At 77.8% G+C, this 14722-nt stretch carries 14 protein-coding genes; 5 read left to right on the top strand and 9 right to left on the bottom strand.

Going from position 1 to position 14722, the window contains the following annotated elements:
• The first annotated feature begins 146 nt into the window (after positions 1–146).
• Together ACI79Z_RS20690 and ACI79Z_RS20685 are read left to right on the top strand one after the other, a co-directional pair.
• Entirely contained in the window at positions 147–977 is an 831-nt protein-coding gene (locus ACI79Z_RS20690; protein WP_456903709.1) for a succinate dehydrogenase/fumarate reductase iron-sulfur subunit, read from the top strand.
• Positions 978–1085: 108 nt separating this feature from the next.
• Entirely contained in the window at positions 1086–1706 is a 621-nt protein-coding gene (locus tag ACI79Z_RS20685; RefSeq protein ID WP_387994193.1) for a hypothetical protein, read from the top strand.
• Between the two features lie 91 nt (positions 1707–1797).
• Here the strand turns inward: ACI79Z_RS20685 and ACI79Z_RS20680 are convergent, their stop codons facing one another.
• The 5 genes from ACI79Z_RS20680 to ACI79Z_RS20660 form a co-directional block, all read right to left on the bottom strand.
• The gene (locus ACI79Z_RS20680) at positions 1798–3267 is read right to left on the bottom strand and encodes a peptide ligase PGM1-related protein (protein ID WP_456903706.1); all 1470 of its coding nucleotides are present in this window, start codon (positions 3265–3267) and stop codon (positions 1798–1800) included.
• An 85-nt stretch (positions 3268–3352) separates the two neighbouring features.
• Complete coding sequence (locus tag ACI79Z_RS20675; protein WP_387994188.1) at positions 3353–3820, bottom strand: hypothetical protein; 468 nt, start codon at positions 3818–3820, stop codon at positions 3353–3355.
• Positions 3817–5076, bottom strand: a complete 1260-nt coding sequence (locus ACI79Z_RS20670; RefSeq protein WP_456903703.1) for an epoxide hydrolase family protein — start codon at positions 5074–5076, stop codon at positions 3817–3819. The genes ACI79Z_RS20675 and ACI79Z_RS20670 overlap by 4 nt, the downstream gene beginning before the upstream one ends.
• Positions 5077–5105: 29 nt before the next feature.
• Positions 5106–6092: a thioredoxin family protein gene (locus tag ACI79Z_RS20665; RefSeq protein ID WP_387994183.1), complete on the bottom strand. Its 987-nt coding sequence runs from the start codon at positions 6090–6092 to the stop codon at positions 5106–5108.
• Between the two features lie 26 nt (positions 6093–6118).
• The gene (locus ACI79Z_RS20660) at positions 6119–6454 is read right to left on the bottom strand and encodes a DUF6510 family protein (protein ID WP_387994180.1); all 336 of its coding nucleotides are present in this window, start codon (positions 6452–6454) and stop codon (positions 6119–6121) included.
• 206 nt (positions 6455–6660) lie between these two features.
• Here ACI79Z_RS20660 and ACI79Z_RS20655 point away from each other — a divergent pair, with 206 nt between their 5' ends.
• The 3 genes from ACI79Z_RS20655 (at position 6661) to ACI79Z_RS20645 (ending at position 10822) form a co-directional block, all read left to right on the top strand.
• Positions 6661–9435 (top strand): AAA family ATPase, encoded by a 2775-nt coding sequence (locus ACI79Z_RS20655; protein ID WP_456903701.1) that lies wholly within the window; start codon positions 6661–6663, stop codon positions 9433–9435.
• Positions 9436–9506: 71 nt separating this feature from the next.
• Entirely contained in the window at positions 9507–10115 is a 609-nt protein-coding gene (locus ACI79Z_RS20650; RefSeq protein WP_456903699.1) for a molybdopterin-dependent oxidoreductase, read from the top strand.
• Positions 10085–10822, top strand: coding sequence for a ferredoxin reductase (locus ACI79Z_RS20645; RefSeq protein WP_387989006.1), 738 nt, complete (start codon positions 10085–10087; stop codon positions 10820–10822). Before ACI79Z_RS20650 ends, ACI79Z_RS20645 begins: the two co-directional genes overlap by 31 nt.
• Before the next feature lie 23 nt (positions 10823–10845).
• Here ACI79Z_RS20645 and ACI79Z_RS20640 read toward each other — a convergent pair whose 3' ends face one another.
• From ACI79Z_RS20640 to ACI79Z_RS20625, 4 genes are all read right to left on the bottom strand, one after another.
• The gene (locus ACI79Z_RS20640; protein ID WP_387989004.1) at positions 10846–11601 is read right to left on the bottom strand and encodes an alpha/beta fold hydrolase; all 756 of its coding nucleotides are present in this window, start codon (positions 11599–11601) and stop codon (positions 10846–10848) included.
• 66 nt (positions 11602–11667) lie between these two features.
• Positions 11668–12696 carry a lysophospholipid acyltransferase family protein gene (locus ACI79Z_RS20635; protein WP_387989002.1) on the bottom strand — a complete coding sequence of 343 codons (1029 nt, stop codon included), beginning with the start codon at positions 12694–12696 and terminating at the stop codon, positions 11668–11670.
• 1 nt (position 12697) lies between these two features.
• Positions 12698–13549 (bottom strand): patatin-like phospholipase family protein, encoded by an 852-nt coding sequence (locus tag ACI79Z_RS20630; RefSeq protein ID WP_387989000.1) that lies wholly within the window; start codon positions 13547–13549, stop codon positions 12698–12700.
• Between the two features lie 51 nt (positions 13550–13600).
• Positions 13601–14623 (bottom strand): LLM class F420-dependent oxidoreductase, encoded by a 1023-nt coding sequence (locus ACI79Z_RS20625; protein WP_456903695.1) that lies wholly within the window; start codon positions 14621–14623, stop codon positions 13601–13603.
• Positions 14624–14722 lie beyond the last annotated feature (99 nt).

Here is a 14722-nt window from a genome sequence, read left to right as displayed (position 1 = left end):
GCTCGCGAGGTCACGCGGGGACACGGCACCGCCGGGCACGTACCCGACGAGCGCCAGCGAGGAGGGGACGTGACCGAGCTCGCGAGGTCACGCGGGGACACCGCACCGCCGGGCACGTACCCGACGAGCGCCAGCGAGGAGGGGACGTGACCGAGCCTGCGGAGCCGAGCCTCGGCGCGGTGGACGAGGGTCGCGGGGGCGGCGCCGGGAGCGGCGGCGGAGGCGGCTACGACGCCACCTTCCGGATCTGGCGGGGCGACGCCTCCGGTGGGGAGCTGCAGACCTTCACCGTCCGGGTGAACGAGGGCGAGGTGGTCCTCGACGTCATCCACCGGCTGCAGGCCACGCAGGCCGGCGACCTCGCCGTCCGGTGGAACTGCAAGGCGGGCAAGTGCGGCTCGTGCAGCGCGGAGGTCAACGGCCGCCCGCGGCTGATGTGCCTGACCCGGATGAGCACCTTCGCCGAGGACGAGCCGGTGACCGTCACCCCGCTGCGCACGTTCCCGGTGATCCGCGACCTGGTCACCGACGTCTCCTTCAACTACGAGAGGGCCGCGCAGGTCCCGGCGTTCACCCCGCGCCCGCGCGACCCCGACGGCAACCACCGGATGCAGCAGGTCGACGTCGAGCGGCCGCAGGAGTTCCGCAAGTGCATCGAGTGCTGGCTGTGCCAGGACACCTGCCACGTCATCCGCGACCACGAGGAGAACAAGGCCGCCTTCGCCGGGCCGCGCTTCCTCATCCGGCTGGCCGAGCTGGACATGCACCCGCTCGACGTCGTCGACCGCCGGGACGCCGCCCGGGAGGAGTTCGGCCTCGGCTACTGCAACATCACCAAGTGCTGCTCCGAGGTGTGCCCCGAGGGCATCCACCTCACCGACAACGGCATCATCCCGCTCAAGGAGCGGGTGGTGGACCGCCGGTACGACCCGCTGACCTGGCTGGGGTCGAGGATCGGGCGGCGCCCGCGGCGCTGACCCCCGGGACGCGCACGTGCCCGTTGCCACGCGCGGCGACCGCGGGGACGCTCGCCCGTGCGGCGGTGCCGCACCGGGCGTCGCCGCGCGCACGAGAGGAGCGGTGACGTGTACGCACGGACGACCACCATCCACGGCACGACCCAGGCGATCGACGACGCGGTCGCCTACATGCGCGACGAGGTGATGCCGGCGGTCCAGGACATGGACGGCTGCGTCGGCCTGTCCTTCCTCGTCGACCGCGACACCGGCCGCTGCATCGTCGCGACCGCGTGGCAGACGGAGGAGGCGATGAGCGCCACGGCCGACCGGGTGCGGCCGATGCGCGACCGGCTCGCTGCGGTCCTCGGCGGCGCGGCGGAGGTGCGGACCTGGGAGATCGCCGCGCTCCACCGGCTGCACGAGGCCCCGGCCGGCGCCTGCGCGCGGGTCACCTGGCTGCGTTCGGACCCCGAGCGGGCCGACGAGCTCCTGGACACCTTCCGGATGGGCGTGCTGCCGCGCCTCGAGGAGCTGGACGGTTTCTGCAGCGCCAGCGTCCTGCTCGACCGCCGGGAGGGCGCGGCCGCCACCACCGTGACCTACGCGGACCGCGCGGCCCTGGAGCGCAACCGGGAGGCCGGTGCGGCCATCCGGGAGCGGGCGAGCCGGGAGAGCGGCGCCGAGATCACCGACGTCGCCGAGTTCGAGCTGGTCCTGGCCCACCTCCGGGTGCCCGAGACCGTCTGAGCGCTCGTCAGGGCGCGCTCGTCACGGCGCGCTCGTCACGGCGCGCTCGTCACGGCGCGCTCGTCACGGCGCGCTCGTCACGGCGCGCTCGTCACGGCCCGGCGGCCACCGGCCGCCGGGCCAGCCGGTCGACGCTCGCGTGGGTGCGCTCGAGCAGCTCGTGCGCCGCGGCGGGGGTCGGCGCGATCGCGGTCAGCCCGAACCGGCCGTCGACCGCCAGCCCGGACAGCATGTGCAGGACGACGCCGGTGCGGGTGCGCCGGTCGAAGCGCAGCCCCTCCCGGTCCACCGCGTCGACGACCTCGCGCAGCGGCAGCCCGGTCCAGGCGGGGTCGACGAGGTTGTCGGTCGCGCAGTAGCAGTGGACGGTGCCGTCGTCGGCGGTCCACCGGCCGAGGTCGGGGTCGTAGCGGCCGGGCACGAGGTTGCGCAGCACCGTGTACGGGTGCGTCGTCCCGCCCTTGCGGAGGTTGATCTCCAGCCCCTGCAGCGTCCACCCGCCCGGGCCGGACGTGGCGACGAAGTCCACGCCGTACCGGCCGCGGGCGCCGCAGCGGGCCAGCGCCTCCCCCGCCGCCCGCCCGTGGCTCCCCAGCTCCGCGGCGTAGTGCGGCTCGGCCGGGAACCGGCAGCCGAGGTACACCTGGCCGCTGTCGCCGCCGAGCACCTGCTCGTGGGTGGACAGCACGGTCACGCGTCCGTCCGGGGTGATCTCACCCTGCACGCTGGGGCTGGCGAACCGGTCCCCGGTCACCAGCTCCTCGACGACGCCGCCGAGGGTCAGCGCGGTGAGGTACCAGTCGGGCAGCCGGCGGACCGCGTCGCGCAGGTGGCCCGCGGAGCCGGGCAGGCCGTCCCGGCGCAGCACCACGTTGCCGTCGCCGGCGCCGCTGTCGTCGAGCTTGAGCACCACGCCGGCCGCGCCGGGTCGGCGCCGCAGCACGTCGTCGACGGCGCGGTCGACGTCCTCGACGGTGTGCACGTCCTCGCACCCGGCCGGCACCGGCACCCCGGCGCCGGCGAGCAGCCGCCGCCCGGCGCTCTTGAACCCCAGCGGCCACAGCTCGGGCGCGGTGCCGTCGACGGGCACGTCCAGCCGCCGGGCGATCTCCACCTCGTCGGCGGTGACGTTCCACGGCTCGAGGAACGCCGGCCGGCCGCCGATGTGCCGGCGCAGCTCCTCGACCAGGTCCGGCCGGTCGCGCAGCTTCGCGGCGACCGGGCGGTAGGAGGTGTCCGGGACGACGAGCACCCACAGCCGCCGGCGCACCGAGGCCCGGGCGGCGCGCGGCACCAGGGAGAGGTAGTGGTCGACCAGCGCCGGCGGCGGCGGGGCGCTGCTGACGAAGACCAGCTCGCAGCCGGGGACGCGGGGCAGCAGCAGGACGGTGACCAGGTACCGGTGCTCCAGGGCCGGCAGGCGGTCGGCGTAGTGCGACAGCAGCGACTCGCCGATGCTGAACGAGGGCAGGGTCACCAGCACGTGCGGGATCCGGGAGCCCGGCGCGTTCGCCGCGCAGGCCGGCGCCAGGTCCCGTTGCAGCTCCGCGAACTCCCGCACGGCGCCTCCCGGCGCACCCGGCCCCCGCGCGTCGACCATCCTCCCGCGGGACCGGCGGCCGGAGGAGCCCCTCGGGCGTGCGGCGTCAGGAGCGGCCGGTCAGCCAGAGCAGGAGGCCGATGACCAGCCCGACCGTCGAGTGGCCGACCACGCCCCGGGCGTGGCTGACCAGCGGGTAGGCGGTCATCGTCGGCAGCGCCGTCCCCTCGTCGACCAGCACGAACGCGGCGGCGCCGACGGCCGGCCCGGCGGCCAGCGGGGGCCAGCCGCGGCGGACCAGCGCCGCGGCGAGCACGCCGTAGGTCACGCCGAGGGTGCGGTGCACGGCGAGCCCGACCCGGCCGGCCGCCGCGTCGTCGAGGTCGCGCCCCGCCACGCCGCCGAGCTGCCTGCCCAGCTGCACGAGCGTGCCGCCCGGCGCGATCTCCTCCTCCCGCCGCCGGGACTCCGCGCTCTGCCGGCCGTGGAACCAGCCGGTGGCGGCGTCCATGGTGCGGCTGGCCGCGTACCCGGCCAGCGCCCCGGTCCACAGGGAGGGGCCGGTACCCGTCACCGCGTCACCGCGGTGTCCGTGCTCGACGGGCGCGGGCCGGGCACCGGGGGCCGGCGCAGCGGCCGGAACGCGGTCCGCAGCTCGTCGACGAGCAGGTGCGGCTCCTCCCACGCGGCGAAGTGCCCGCCGCGGGGCAGCCGGTTGTAGTGGATCAGCCGCGGGTAGGCGCGCTCGGCCCAGCTGCGCGGCGCCTCGTACTGCTCGCCCGGGAAGACGCTGACGGCGACCGGGACCTGCACGCCCTTGGCGTCGAAGAAGCCGCCGCGGTACTCCCAGTACAGCCGGGAGGCGGAGACGCCGGTGCCGGTCAACCAGTAGAGCGTCACGTTGTCGAGGACCTCGTCGCGGGTGAGCTCGCCGGTGCTGCTCGCCGTCCGGTCGAGGGCGGCCACGACGGCCGCGGCGGGCTGGCCGTCGGCGTCGTTGTGGTCGAGCAGCCAGGCGGCCAGGCCGACGGGCGAGTCCACGATGCCGTAGAGGGTCTGCGGGCGGGCGGCCATGTAGCGGGCGTACTCGACCTGCCCGAACGTCCGGAGCAGCTGGCCGTAGGCGCGGCGCTCCTCGTCGGACAGGCCGGGCGGCGGCGGCTCGCCGGCCAGGGCCGCCGCGTTGACGTCGGCCGGCACGGTGGCCGGCATGTTGGTGTGGATCGCGAGCAGCCCGGGCGGTGCCTGCAGGCCCATCTGGTCGACGACGAACGCGCCCCAGTCGCCGCCCTGCGCGACCCAGCGCTCGTAGCCCAGGCGCTGCATGAGCGTGGCCCAGGCGCGGGCCATGCGCTCGGGGCCCCAGCCGGTGCTCGTCGGCTTGCCGGAGAAGCCGTAGCCGGGCATCGAGGGGACGACGACGTCGAAGGCGTCGGAGGCGTCGCCGCCGTGCGCGGTCGGGTCCACGAGCGGGCCGACGATCTTCAGCTGCTCGACCACCGAGCCGGGCCACCCGTGGTTGACGACCAGCGGCAGGGCGTCCTCGTGCCGGGAGCGGACGTGCAGGAAGTGGATCTCCAGCCCGTCGATCTCGGTGACGAACTGGGGCAGGGCGTTGAGCCGCGCCTCGCAGGCGCGCCAGTCGTAGGCGGTGGCCCAGTGCTCCGCGAGGGCCCGCATGGTCGCGAGCGGGACGCCCTGGGAGGCGTCCGGGACCGTCTCCCGCTCCGGCCAGACCGTTGCCGCGACGCGCCGCCGCAGCTCGGCGAGCGCCTCGTCGGGCACCTCCACGCGGAACGGGCGGACGGTCCCTGCTGTCGCGGTCGTCATGGCCGGCTCCCTCCCGGAGGCGCGTCGGTCTAGCCGAAGGTGAGGACGTACGCGGCGACGCCCGGGGCGGTGAACTCGATCTCGAACAGCCGGTCGTCGACCGGGCCCGGCTGCCGGACCAGCTGGTGGAGCCGCCGGCCGGTGGCCACGCCGTGCCCCCGCGCGTCCACGTCCCCGCCGGCCGCCTCCCCCGGCGGGCGCCCGTCCAGGCGCACCCGGAAGGGCACGGAGACCCCCGGGGCGACCGGCCCCATCACCAGGTGCAGGTCGCGGGCGCGGAAGCGGCAGGCCAGCCGCCCGCCGGGCTCGTCGAGCACCGCGGCCTCGGCGCCCACGGTCCACCGCCCGGCCGCCGCCCAGGAGCCGGGCCGCAGCCGCGCAGGGACCTCGTACGCGTGCGACCGGTCGGGGGCCGTGCCCTGCGGGGACGCGAAGGCCGTCGACCGGCCGTGGCCGAGGTACTCCTCCGGCGAGCCCAGGGCGGCCCAGTCGGCGGGGGCCTCGACGCCCTCGCCGACGACCGTGACCGGGTCGCGGCCGAGGACGTCGGCGCCGGCCTCGGCCAGCAGCTGCTGCAGCACCGTCTCCGACCGCGTCTCGTCCCCCTCCCCGAACCAGTGGTGGCGGATGCGCCCGGTGACGTCGACGAAATACAGCGCCGGCCAGTAGTGGTTGGCGAAGGCGTGCCAGATCGCGTACCCGCCGTCCAGCGCGACCGGGTGGGTGACGCGCAGGGCCTCGAGCGCCCGGCGCACGGCGCCGGCGTCCCGCTCGAAGGAGAACTCCGGTGTGTGCACGCCGAGGACGACCAGCCCGTCGTCCCGGTACCGGTCGGCCCACGCCCGCACGTACGGCAGGGTCCGCAGCCAGTTGATGCACGTGAAGGTGCAGAAGTCGACGAGGACGACGCGGCCGCGCAGCGCCTCGGTCGTCAGCGGCTCGGTGTTCAGCCACCCGGTCGCCCCGTCGAGCGCCGGCATCCGGCCCTCGGTGGGCAGCAGCGCGGGAGTCGCCATCTCCCCGGACCTCTCCTCGACGGGGCTCAGCTGCCGGTGCCGCCGGCCGGCTGCGGGGACCACCACAGGAGCCGGATGCCGCTCATCTCCAGGCGGGTGCCGGAGGCGTCCGAGCCACAGCGCAGGACGACCTGCATGCAGGTGGGGCAGCGGAGCACGAGGGCGGGCGCGTCGGCGTAGACCAGGTGCGCGCCCAGCGGGGCGCGGCCGCCGCAGTAGGTGCAGGTGGAGACCGCCGCGGTCGCCTCGGCGGTGAGCACCTCGGCCAGGACGCCGGCCGCCGCGTTGCCGTCCAGCCGGCGCTCGTCGACCCCGGAGGGCGCTCCGCCGGTCCCGTCGGGCAGGTGCTCGGACAGGTCCATCGCCGTCCCCTCCCCCGGCCGCGGGCGCCGCCGTGGCGGCCACTGTCGCGCCGGGCGCCGGGCCGCGCATCGGTCATCCGACCGTCCCCGCCGGTCGCGCACCCCTGCCGCCGCCGCGCCCGCTGCGGGAGACTCGCACCTCCACGGGGCGAGCCACGACGCCGGCACGGAGCGACCGTCCGGGCGGCGAGTCGAGGGAGGCCCCCGTGGGCGACACCACGACCGGAGGCAGCGGGCTGGTCGGCCGGGAGACCGAGGACGGCGTCGTCCGGGCGTTCCTCGCGCGGGCCGCCGACCGGGGCGGCGCGCTCGTCGTGACCGGCGACCCCGGCGTCGGGAGGACCGCGGTGCTCGACGCGGCGGCGGGGACGGCGGCCGCGACCGGGGCGCTGGTGCTGCGGGCCGCGGGGGTGGGGTCCGAGACCGAGGTCGGCCACGCCGGCCTGTCCCAGCTCCTCCTGCCGCTGCTCGACGGGCCCGAGGGCCCGCCCGGCGGCGCCCTCGCGGCCGTCCTCGGCGTCCGGCCCGGGGCGCCGCCCGGCCCGCTGGCCGTGGCGTCCGCGGTCCTGGCCCTGGTCGACCGCGCGGCGCGGGGGCGGCCGGTCCTCCTGGTCGTCGACGACCTGCCGGAGCTGGACCGGTCCAGCGCGCGGGTGCTCGGCCTCGTCGCCCGCCGGCTCCCCGGCCGCCGCTGCGGGTTCCTGGCCGCCGCGCGGACCGGCGGCGACCCGCTGCCGGACACCGGGCTGCCCCGCCTCGAGCTCGGCCCGCTGGACGAGGCCGCGTCGGCGGAGCTGCTGCGCACCCGCGCCCCCGCCCTGCCCGCGGGCGTGCGCCGGCGGGTCCTCGACGCGGCGCGGGGCAACCCGCTGGCGCTGCTCGAGCTGCCCGCCGTCCTGACCGGTGACGACGGCGGGCCGGTGCCCCTCCCGCCCGGGACGCGGCTGCACGCCGTCTTCGCCCGGCCGGTCGGCGCCCTGCCGGCCCCCACGCGCGCGCTGCTCCTGCTGGCCGCGCTCGAGGGCACCGGCGACCTGCGCGCGCTGCGCGCGGCCGCCCTGGCCGACGGCCGGTGGAGCGACGACGGCTGGCTGGACGACCTCGCCCCGGCCGAGCGCGCGCGGCTGGTCCGCGTCGACCTGGCCGCCGGGCGCGTGGCGCTGCGGCACCCGCTCACCGGCGCGGCCGCCGTGGAGCTGGCGAGCAGCGGTGACCGCCGGCGGGCGCACGCCGCGCTGGCGCGGGCGCTGGCCGGGGACCCGGAGCGCTGCGCCGGGCACCTGGCGCAGGCCACCCTCGGGCCGGACGGCGAGGCGGCCGGCCTGCTCGAGCGGGCGGCCGGCCGGGCCCGGCAGCGCGGGGACGGGGCCGGCGCGGTCGCCCTCCTGCTCCGGGCCGCGGACCTCACCCCGCCCGGGCCCGCCCGCGCCCGCCGGCTGGCCGCGGCCGCCGCCGCGACGGTGGACACGACCGGCGACCTGCCGGCCGTGCCCGGGATGCTCGCGCGGGCGCGGGCCGCCGACCCGCGCGCCGGCCGCTCCCCGGCGGTCGCCGCGGCCGCCGCCGCGCACCTGCTGCACGCCGGGGGCGACGTCGGCACCGCGCACCTCGTGCTCGCCCGCAGCGCCGCGACCGCGCTCGACGAGGGACCCGGCCCGGCCGCGGTCGCGGACGCCCTCCCGACTCTGCTGCTCGCCTGCCACCTCGCCGGCCGGGAGGACCTCTGGCGCCCGTTCGACGACGCCCTCGCCCGGCTGGGGACCGACGTCCCGCCCGTGCTGGCCGTGGCCGCCCGCACGCTCGCGGACCCCGCCCGGGCCACCCGCGCCGACCTCGGCCGGCTCGACGACCTGGTCACCGCGGTGCAGACCGACGCCGACCCGGTGTCGGTCGTCCGGGTCGCGGCCGCCGCCGCCCCCGCCGGCCGGCTCGCCGCCTGCCGCCCGGCCCTCCGGCGGCTCGCCGCCGGAGGAGGCGGGAGCCGCGCCGCCGCCCTCGCCGCCCGGGTGCTGCTGGCGCAGGACGGGTTCGCCGCCGGCCGCTGGGACGAGGCCGGGCACACCGCCGCGGAGGCGGTCCGCGAGGCCGGGCGGCTCGGGTACCGGCTGCTCGCCCTGCCCGCCGTCCACGTCCTGGCGCTGCTCGCCGCCGCGCGCGGCGACGAGGAGGCCGTCCGGTCCCGCGCCGGTGACCTGGCCGCGGCCGCGGCCGCGCACGGGGCCGGGCTGGCCGTGCACCTGGCCGCCCACGCGCGGGGCCTGGCCGCCCTCGGCTGCGGCGAGTACGACGACGCCGCCCGGCACCTCGCGGCGCTCGGCCCGACGGGCCGGCTCGCCCCGCACGCGCCGGTGGCGCTGTCCGCCGCGCTGGACGTGGTCGAGGCGGCGGTGCGGACCGGCAGGCGGGCCCAGGCCGCCGCCCACGTCGCCGCCCTGCGGCGCGCGCCCGTCTCCGCCGCCGCGCCGGGGCCCGCGCTGCTGCTGGCGGGGGCGGCCGCGCTGGTCGCGCCGGAGGAGGAGGCGCGGGGGTGCTTCGAGGCCGCGCTCGCCGTCCCCGGGGCGCAGGAGCACCCCTTCGAGCTCGCCCGGGTGCGGCTGGCGCACGGGGAGCACCTGCGGCGGGCGCGGGCGCCCGGCGCCGCCCGCGGGCAGCTGGCGGCGGCGCTGGAGGTCCTCGAGCGGCTCGGCGCGACCCCGTGGGCCGCGCGCGCGTCGGCGGAGCTGCGGGCCACCGGGCCGTCCGCGCGCCGCACGGACGGCGGGCGGGGCCCGGCCTCGCTGACCGCGCAGGAGTACGAGATCGCGATGCTCGCCGCCTCCGGGCTGTCGAACAAGCAGATCGGCACCCGCCTGTTCCTCTCCCCCCGCACCGTCGGGGCGCACCTCTACCGCGCGTTCCCCAAGCTCGGCGTCACCGCCCGCGCCGCGCTGCGCGACGCGCTGGCCGGGGTGCCGACCCCGCGACCGCCGTCCGAGCGGTGACGGCGGTCGATCGACCGATGCCGCCGGGCGGCCGCCCCGGCACAGTCGGGACGTCGTCGGGAGGAGCCGCCATGTCCCTGATCTCCCGCGGGTTCGGCCACCGCGCCTCGGCCGCGACCCCGGCCGACCGGCTGCCACCCGGGCAGTACGACGTCGGCGACGCCTTCCCCGTGCTCTCCGCCGGGCCGACCCCGCGCACGCCCCTGGCCGAGTGGGACCTCACCGTCCAGGGCGAGGTCGACGGCGTGCGCCGCTGGACCTGGGACGAGTTCCGGGCGCTGCCCCGCGAGTCCGTCTCGGTCGACATCCACTGCGTCACCAAGTGGTCGAAGTTCGGCACCCGGTGGGAGGGCGTCGCCGTCGACACGCTGCTGGCCGACCTCCCGCCGGCGGCCGCCTTCGTGCTGGCGTTCTGCGACGGCGGGTACACCACGAACCTGCCGGTCGCCGACGTCACCGGCGGCCGCGCCTGGGTGGTGGACACCTACGAGGGCGAGCCGCTGCCCCCGGAGCACGGCGGGCCGGCCCGGCTGCTGGTGCCCCACCTGTACTTCTGGAAGAGCGCCAAGTGGCTGCGCGGCTTCGCGCTGAGCCGGGTCGACGAGCCCGGCTTCTGGGAGACCTTCGGCTACCACGACCGCGGTGACCCGTGGCTGGAACAGCGGTACAGCGGCGACTGACCTGGCTGCCGGCGACGCTGACCGGCGGCGTCGCCGAGACGGCCCGGGTGCGGCGGCTGTCCTTCGAGGTGCCCGGCTGGACCGGGCACCTCCCGGGCCAGCACGTCGACCTCCGCCTCACCGCGGAGGACGGCTACACGGTGCAGCGCAGCTACTCGATCGCCTCCGCGCCCGAGGAGCCGGCCGTCTCCCTGCTCGTGGAGCGGCTGCCCGACGGCGAGGTGTCGCCCTACCTGACCGACGAGCTGCGCGCGGGCGACGTGCTGGAGCTGCGCGGCCCCATCGGCGGGTACTTCGTGTGGTCGGCGCGCGCGGACTCCGAGCGCGGCGAGCGCCGGCCGGTGCAGCTGGTGGCCGGGGGCGCGGGCGTGGCCCCGTTCCTGTCGATGCTGGAGCACCGCCGCCGCACCGGCGGGACGACGCCGGTCCGCCTGTTGTACTCCGCGCGCAGCGCCGAGGACCTCCTCGGCCGCGGCTCGCTCGGGCCGGAGACCACGGTCACCCTCACCCGCGCCGCGCCGCCCGGGTGGACGGGCCCGACCCGCCGGGTGGACCGCGCGCTGCTGGAGGAGCACGCCTTCGGCCCGGAGGCGCGGCCGCGCACCTTCGTCTGCGGCCCGACCTACTTCGTGGAGGACGTCGCCACGGCGCTGGTCGACCTCGGCCACGACCCGTCCGCGGTCCGGCTCGAGCGCTTCGGCGGCTGACCGGCGGGGGCCGGCGGCCGCGGTCAGACGCCGGCCGGCACCGGCGGGGTCACGCCGCGGGCGAGCGAGTCCAGCGCCCGCAGGATGACGTCGGCCACCACCTGCGGCTGCGAGATCATGACCGCGTGCGAGCCCTCGGTCTCGACGACGTCCGCGCCGGCCCGCCGGGCCATGGCGCGCAGCACGTCGGTGCCGGCGGCCCGGTCGCCGGTCGGCACCACGGCCCACGACGGCAGGGTGCGCCAGGCGGGGGTGCCGCTCGGCACGGTGAAGCCGAGCACCGACACCGGCCGCTGGGTCGCGGCCATCACGGCGGTCACCGCGGACGGGAGGTCCGCGGCGAAGGCGTCGTGGAAGCGGTCGGCGCGGATCACCCACTCCGTCCGCGGCCCCTCGGGGGTCGGGTAGGAGCGCTCCTCGAGCGCGCCCATCAGGACGCTGTCGACCGACCCGCCCTCGACGTCGGCGAGGAGCTCGCCCTCGTCGGGCGCGAACGCCGCGACGTAGACGAGGCCGACCACGTCGTCCGCGCGGGCGGCGGCGTTGGTGACCACCGCGCCCCCGTAGGAGTGGCCGACGGCGAGCACCGGGCCCGGGACCTGCTGCAGGGCGGCGGCGACGTACTCGGTGTCGGCGGGGATCCCGCGCAGGGGGTTGGCCACCGCCTGCGCGCGGACGCCGGCCGCGAACAGGCGCGCGATCACGCCGTTCCACCCGGAGCTGTCGGCGAACGCGCCGTGCACCAGCACGACGGTGGGGACGGGAGGGGCACCGGTCACGACGACCTCCTCGGGGGTGCGGGGTCCGCCTCCCACGCTCGTTGCCCCGCGGACGGCGGGCATCGGTCATCTGACCGTCGCCGAGGTCGTGCTGATCCAGTCGTCGATGGTCTCCCACCAGCGGTAGAGCCAGTCGGTCAGCTCCGCCTCGCCGCGCGGCACCTCCGCGGCCGGGATGAACCACCACCGCAGGTGCAGCGTCTTGTCGATGGGCAGCCCCCGCCACACGTCCCGGACCGTGCTCAGGTGCTCCAGCCCGGTGTGCGCGACGAGGACGACGTCGGCGTGCGGGGCCGCCTGCAGCGCCGCGACGACGCCGCCGGGGCGCGGGGGCAGCAGGTTCCGCATCGCCTCCGCCCGCCGCACGGCCGCCAGCAGCCCGCGCTCGCGCAGCCGCTGGACGGCCCGCACCTTGCGCCGCGGCGTGTAGTTCGCGCCCTCGGGGAAGATCAGCAGCGCGTCCTCCTCGCCCAGGTCGCGGGCGAGGTCGCCGATGGCCTCCTCCGGGCTCCGCCCGGCCGCCGGGTCGGCGGAGACGAAGGAGTTGGGCAGCCGGTTGAGGTAGACGTCGACCAGCGGGTCCAGCTGCAGCACGTCCTTGAGCACGATCCGCGGCTGGCGCAGGTGGTCGCGGTTCATCAGCGTGTGCACCAGCAGGAACGAGTCGCCGGGGCCGGCGTGCCGGGAGAGGACCACCATGGCGTTGGTCGAGCCGGGCACGCCGTCGTCCAGCGGCGACCAGGACTCCCCGTCGGTGACCAGCCGCAGCGCGAACAGCCGCTGCGCGGTCCGCATGAGCACGTCGAGCAGCACCCGCAGCACCGTGTAGTGCGCCGCCCGGGAGCGCGGGGAGTCCAGCCGGCGGCCGAAGCCGGCGGCCACCCACAGCACCGCCGCGGCGGCCAGCCCGGCCACCTCGAGGCCGAGGTAGACCAGCCCGAAGCACAGCAGCCGCAGCGCGCGCAGCCGCCCGGGCAGGAAGAACGAGACGAGCACCGCCACGACGGCGAGCACCGGCAGCAGGAGGACGGCGAGCGCGAGCACGCCGACCAGGAGCGGGCCGGCGACCCGGCGGACGCGGCGCGGGGGCAGCACCTCAGACTCCCCCGCCCGGGCCGGCGGCGACCCGGTCCAGGTACTCCCCCGCCGCGGCGCGGGCCCGCTCGATGCGGGCCGGCACGCCGGAGAAGTCGCGGTAGCGCAGGTTGGCCGCCCCCGGCGGGTCCGGGTCCCCGGCGGGCAGCACGTGCACCGTGACCCCCTCCGGCAGCGTGGCGAGGTCGGTGGTGAACCGGTGCCGGCGGGCGATCTCGAAGGCGACCGTGGCGACCTCCCACGGCCGGGCCGGCGGGGACAGCGGCCGGTCGATCCGCCCGACGTGCAGCACGTAGACGGTGCCGGCGCCCAGCGTCACCGCGCGGCCGACCGGGATGCTGTGCACCAGGCCGCCGTCGAGGTAGTGCTCGCCGTCGACCTCCACCGGCGGCAGCAGCCCGGGGACGGCGCAGGAGGCGAGCACCGCGTCGACCAGGTCGCCGTCGGTGAACCAGTGCTCGGCCGCCCGCTCGATGCTCGCCGCGACGCACTGGAACGGGACGGGGAGCTCCTCGAACGTCGACACCGGCAGGGCGTCCTCGAGCATCTCCCGCAGCGGCTCGCGCGGGTGCAGGTGCGTGCGGGTCCGGACCAGCGTGCCGACCCGGCCGAGCACCGACCCGGCGAACACCCGCCGGGAGGCCAGCTCCTCCCACACCGCGCGCAGCCGGTCCACCGCGGCCGGCGTCGGGTCGGCGGCGACGAGCGCGCCGTTGATCGCGCCCACCGAGGTGCCCACGACCAGGTCGGGCCGGACGCCGCGCTCGAGCAGCGCCCCCAGCATGCCGACCTCGGCCGCGCCGAGCACTCCCCCGCCGCCGAGGACGAACGCGGTGCCGCCGGTCGCTGCCACGCCCCGCATCGTGGCACCCGGGCGGCGGACCGCCACCCGGCCTCCCGGCACTCAGCCCACCAGCTCGGCCATCGTCCGCAGCGTCTCCGGCGGCCCGGAGACGAGCATCGTGGTGACCGGCGACGCCTCCCACGCCGCGAGGTCGTCGGCGATCTTGGCCCGCGGCCCGACGAGGGCCACCTTCTCCACCATCGCCAGCGGCACGGCCGCGACCGCCTCGGCCTTGGCGCCGGACAGGTAGAGCTCCTGGATGCGGGCGCACTCGGCCTCGAACCCCATCCGGGCGAAGACCTCGTAGTGGAAGTTCACCCCGCGGGCGCCCATGCCGCCGACGTAGAGCGCGAGCATCGGGCGCACCCGGTCGGCCGCGGCGTCGACGTCGTCGTCGACCTCCACCGGCACCGTGCACGCCACCTCGAAGTCGTCCGCGGTCCGGCGGGCGCCGGGGCGGGCGAAGCCCTCGGCCAGCGCCGCGCGGTAGTGGGCGTCGTCGTGCGGTGAGTAGAACAGTGGGATCCAGCCGTCGGCGACCTCCGCGGCCAGCGCGACGTTCTTCGGGCCCTCCGCGGCGAGCAGCACCGGGAGGTCCGCGCGCAGCGGGTGGACGGTCGGCCGCAGCGCCTTGCCCAGCCCCGTGCCGCCGGGGAACGGGATGCGGTACTGCTCGCCGTCGAGGCGGACCACCTCGCGGGCGAAGGCCTGCCGGAGCACCGCCACGTACTCGCGGGTCCGTGCCAGCGGCCGGGGATAGGGCTGGCCGTACCAGCCCTCGACCACCTGGGGTCCGGAGACGCCCAGGCCGAGGACGAAGCGGCCGCCGGAGAGGTGGTCCAGCGTGAGCGCGGCCATGGCGGTGGCGGTCGGGGTGCGCGCCGACACCTGGACGACGCCGGTGCCCAGCCGCAGCCGCGTCGTCCGGCTGCCCAGCCACGCCAGCGGGGTGAGCGCGTCGGACCCGTAGGCCTCCGCCGTCCACACCGAGTCGAAGCCGAGGTCCTCGGCGAGCGCGACCTGCTCCGCCTGACCCGGCGGCGGGCCGGCGCCCCAGTAGCCCAGCGACAGCCCCAGCCTCATCGCGCGTCCTCCCGTCGGCCCGACCGATCGTTGTGCAGGTCACACCATCCTGATAGACCTGACGCCGTCGTCAAGTCCGGCCGCGGCCCGCGCCGCGCC

This window comes from Geodermatophilus sp. SYSU D00663 (genome assembly GCF_054050655.1).
Note: the sequence above shows the minus strand (reverse complement) of the source record. Positions and strands in the feature narration are given on the sequence as shown.

Bases quoted from the DNA above. Each gene is read 5' to 3' on its own strand.
- ACI79Z_RS20670 (WP_456903703.1), bottom strand. From the start codon at position 5,076: ATGACGACCGCGACAGCAGGGACCGTCCGCCCGTTCCGCGTGGAGGTG.
- ACI79Z_RS20665 (WP_387994183.1), bottom strand. From the start codon at position 6,092: ATGGCGACTCCCGCGCTGCTGCCCACCGAGGGCCGGATGCCGGCGCTC.
- ACI79Z_RS20660 (WP_387994180.1), bottom strand. From the start codon at position 6,454: ATGGACCTGTCCGAGCACCTGCCCGACGGGACCGGCGGAGCGCCCTCC.
- ACI79Z_RS20650 (WP_456903699.1), top strand. From the start codon at position 9,507: ATGTCCCTGATCTCCCGCGGGTTCGGCCACCGCGCCTCGGCCGCGACC.
- ACI79Z_RS20625 (WP_456903695.1), bottom strand. From the start codon at position 14,623: ATGAGGCTGGGGCTGTCGCTGGGCTACTGGGGCGCCGGCCCGCCGCCG.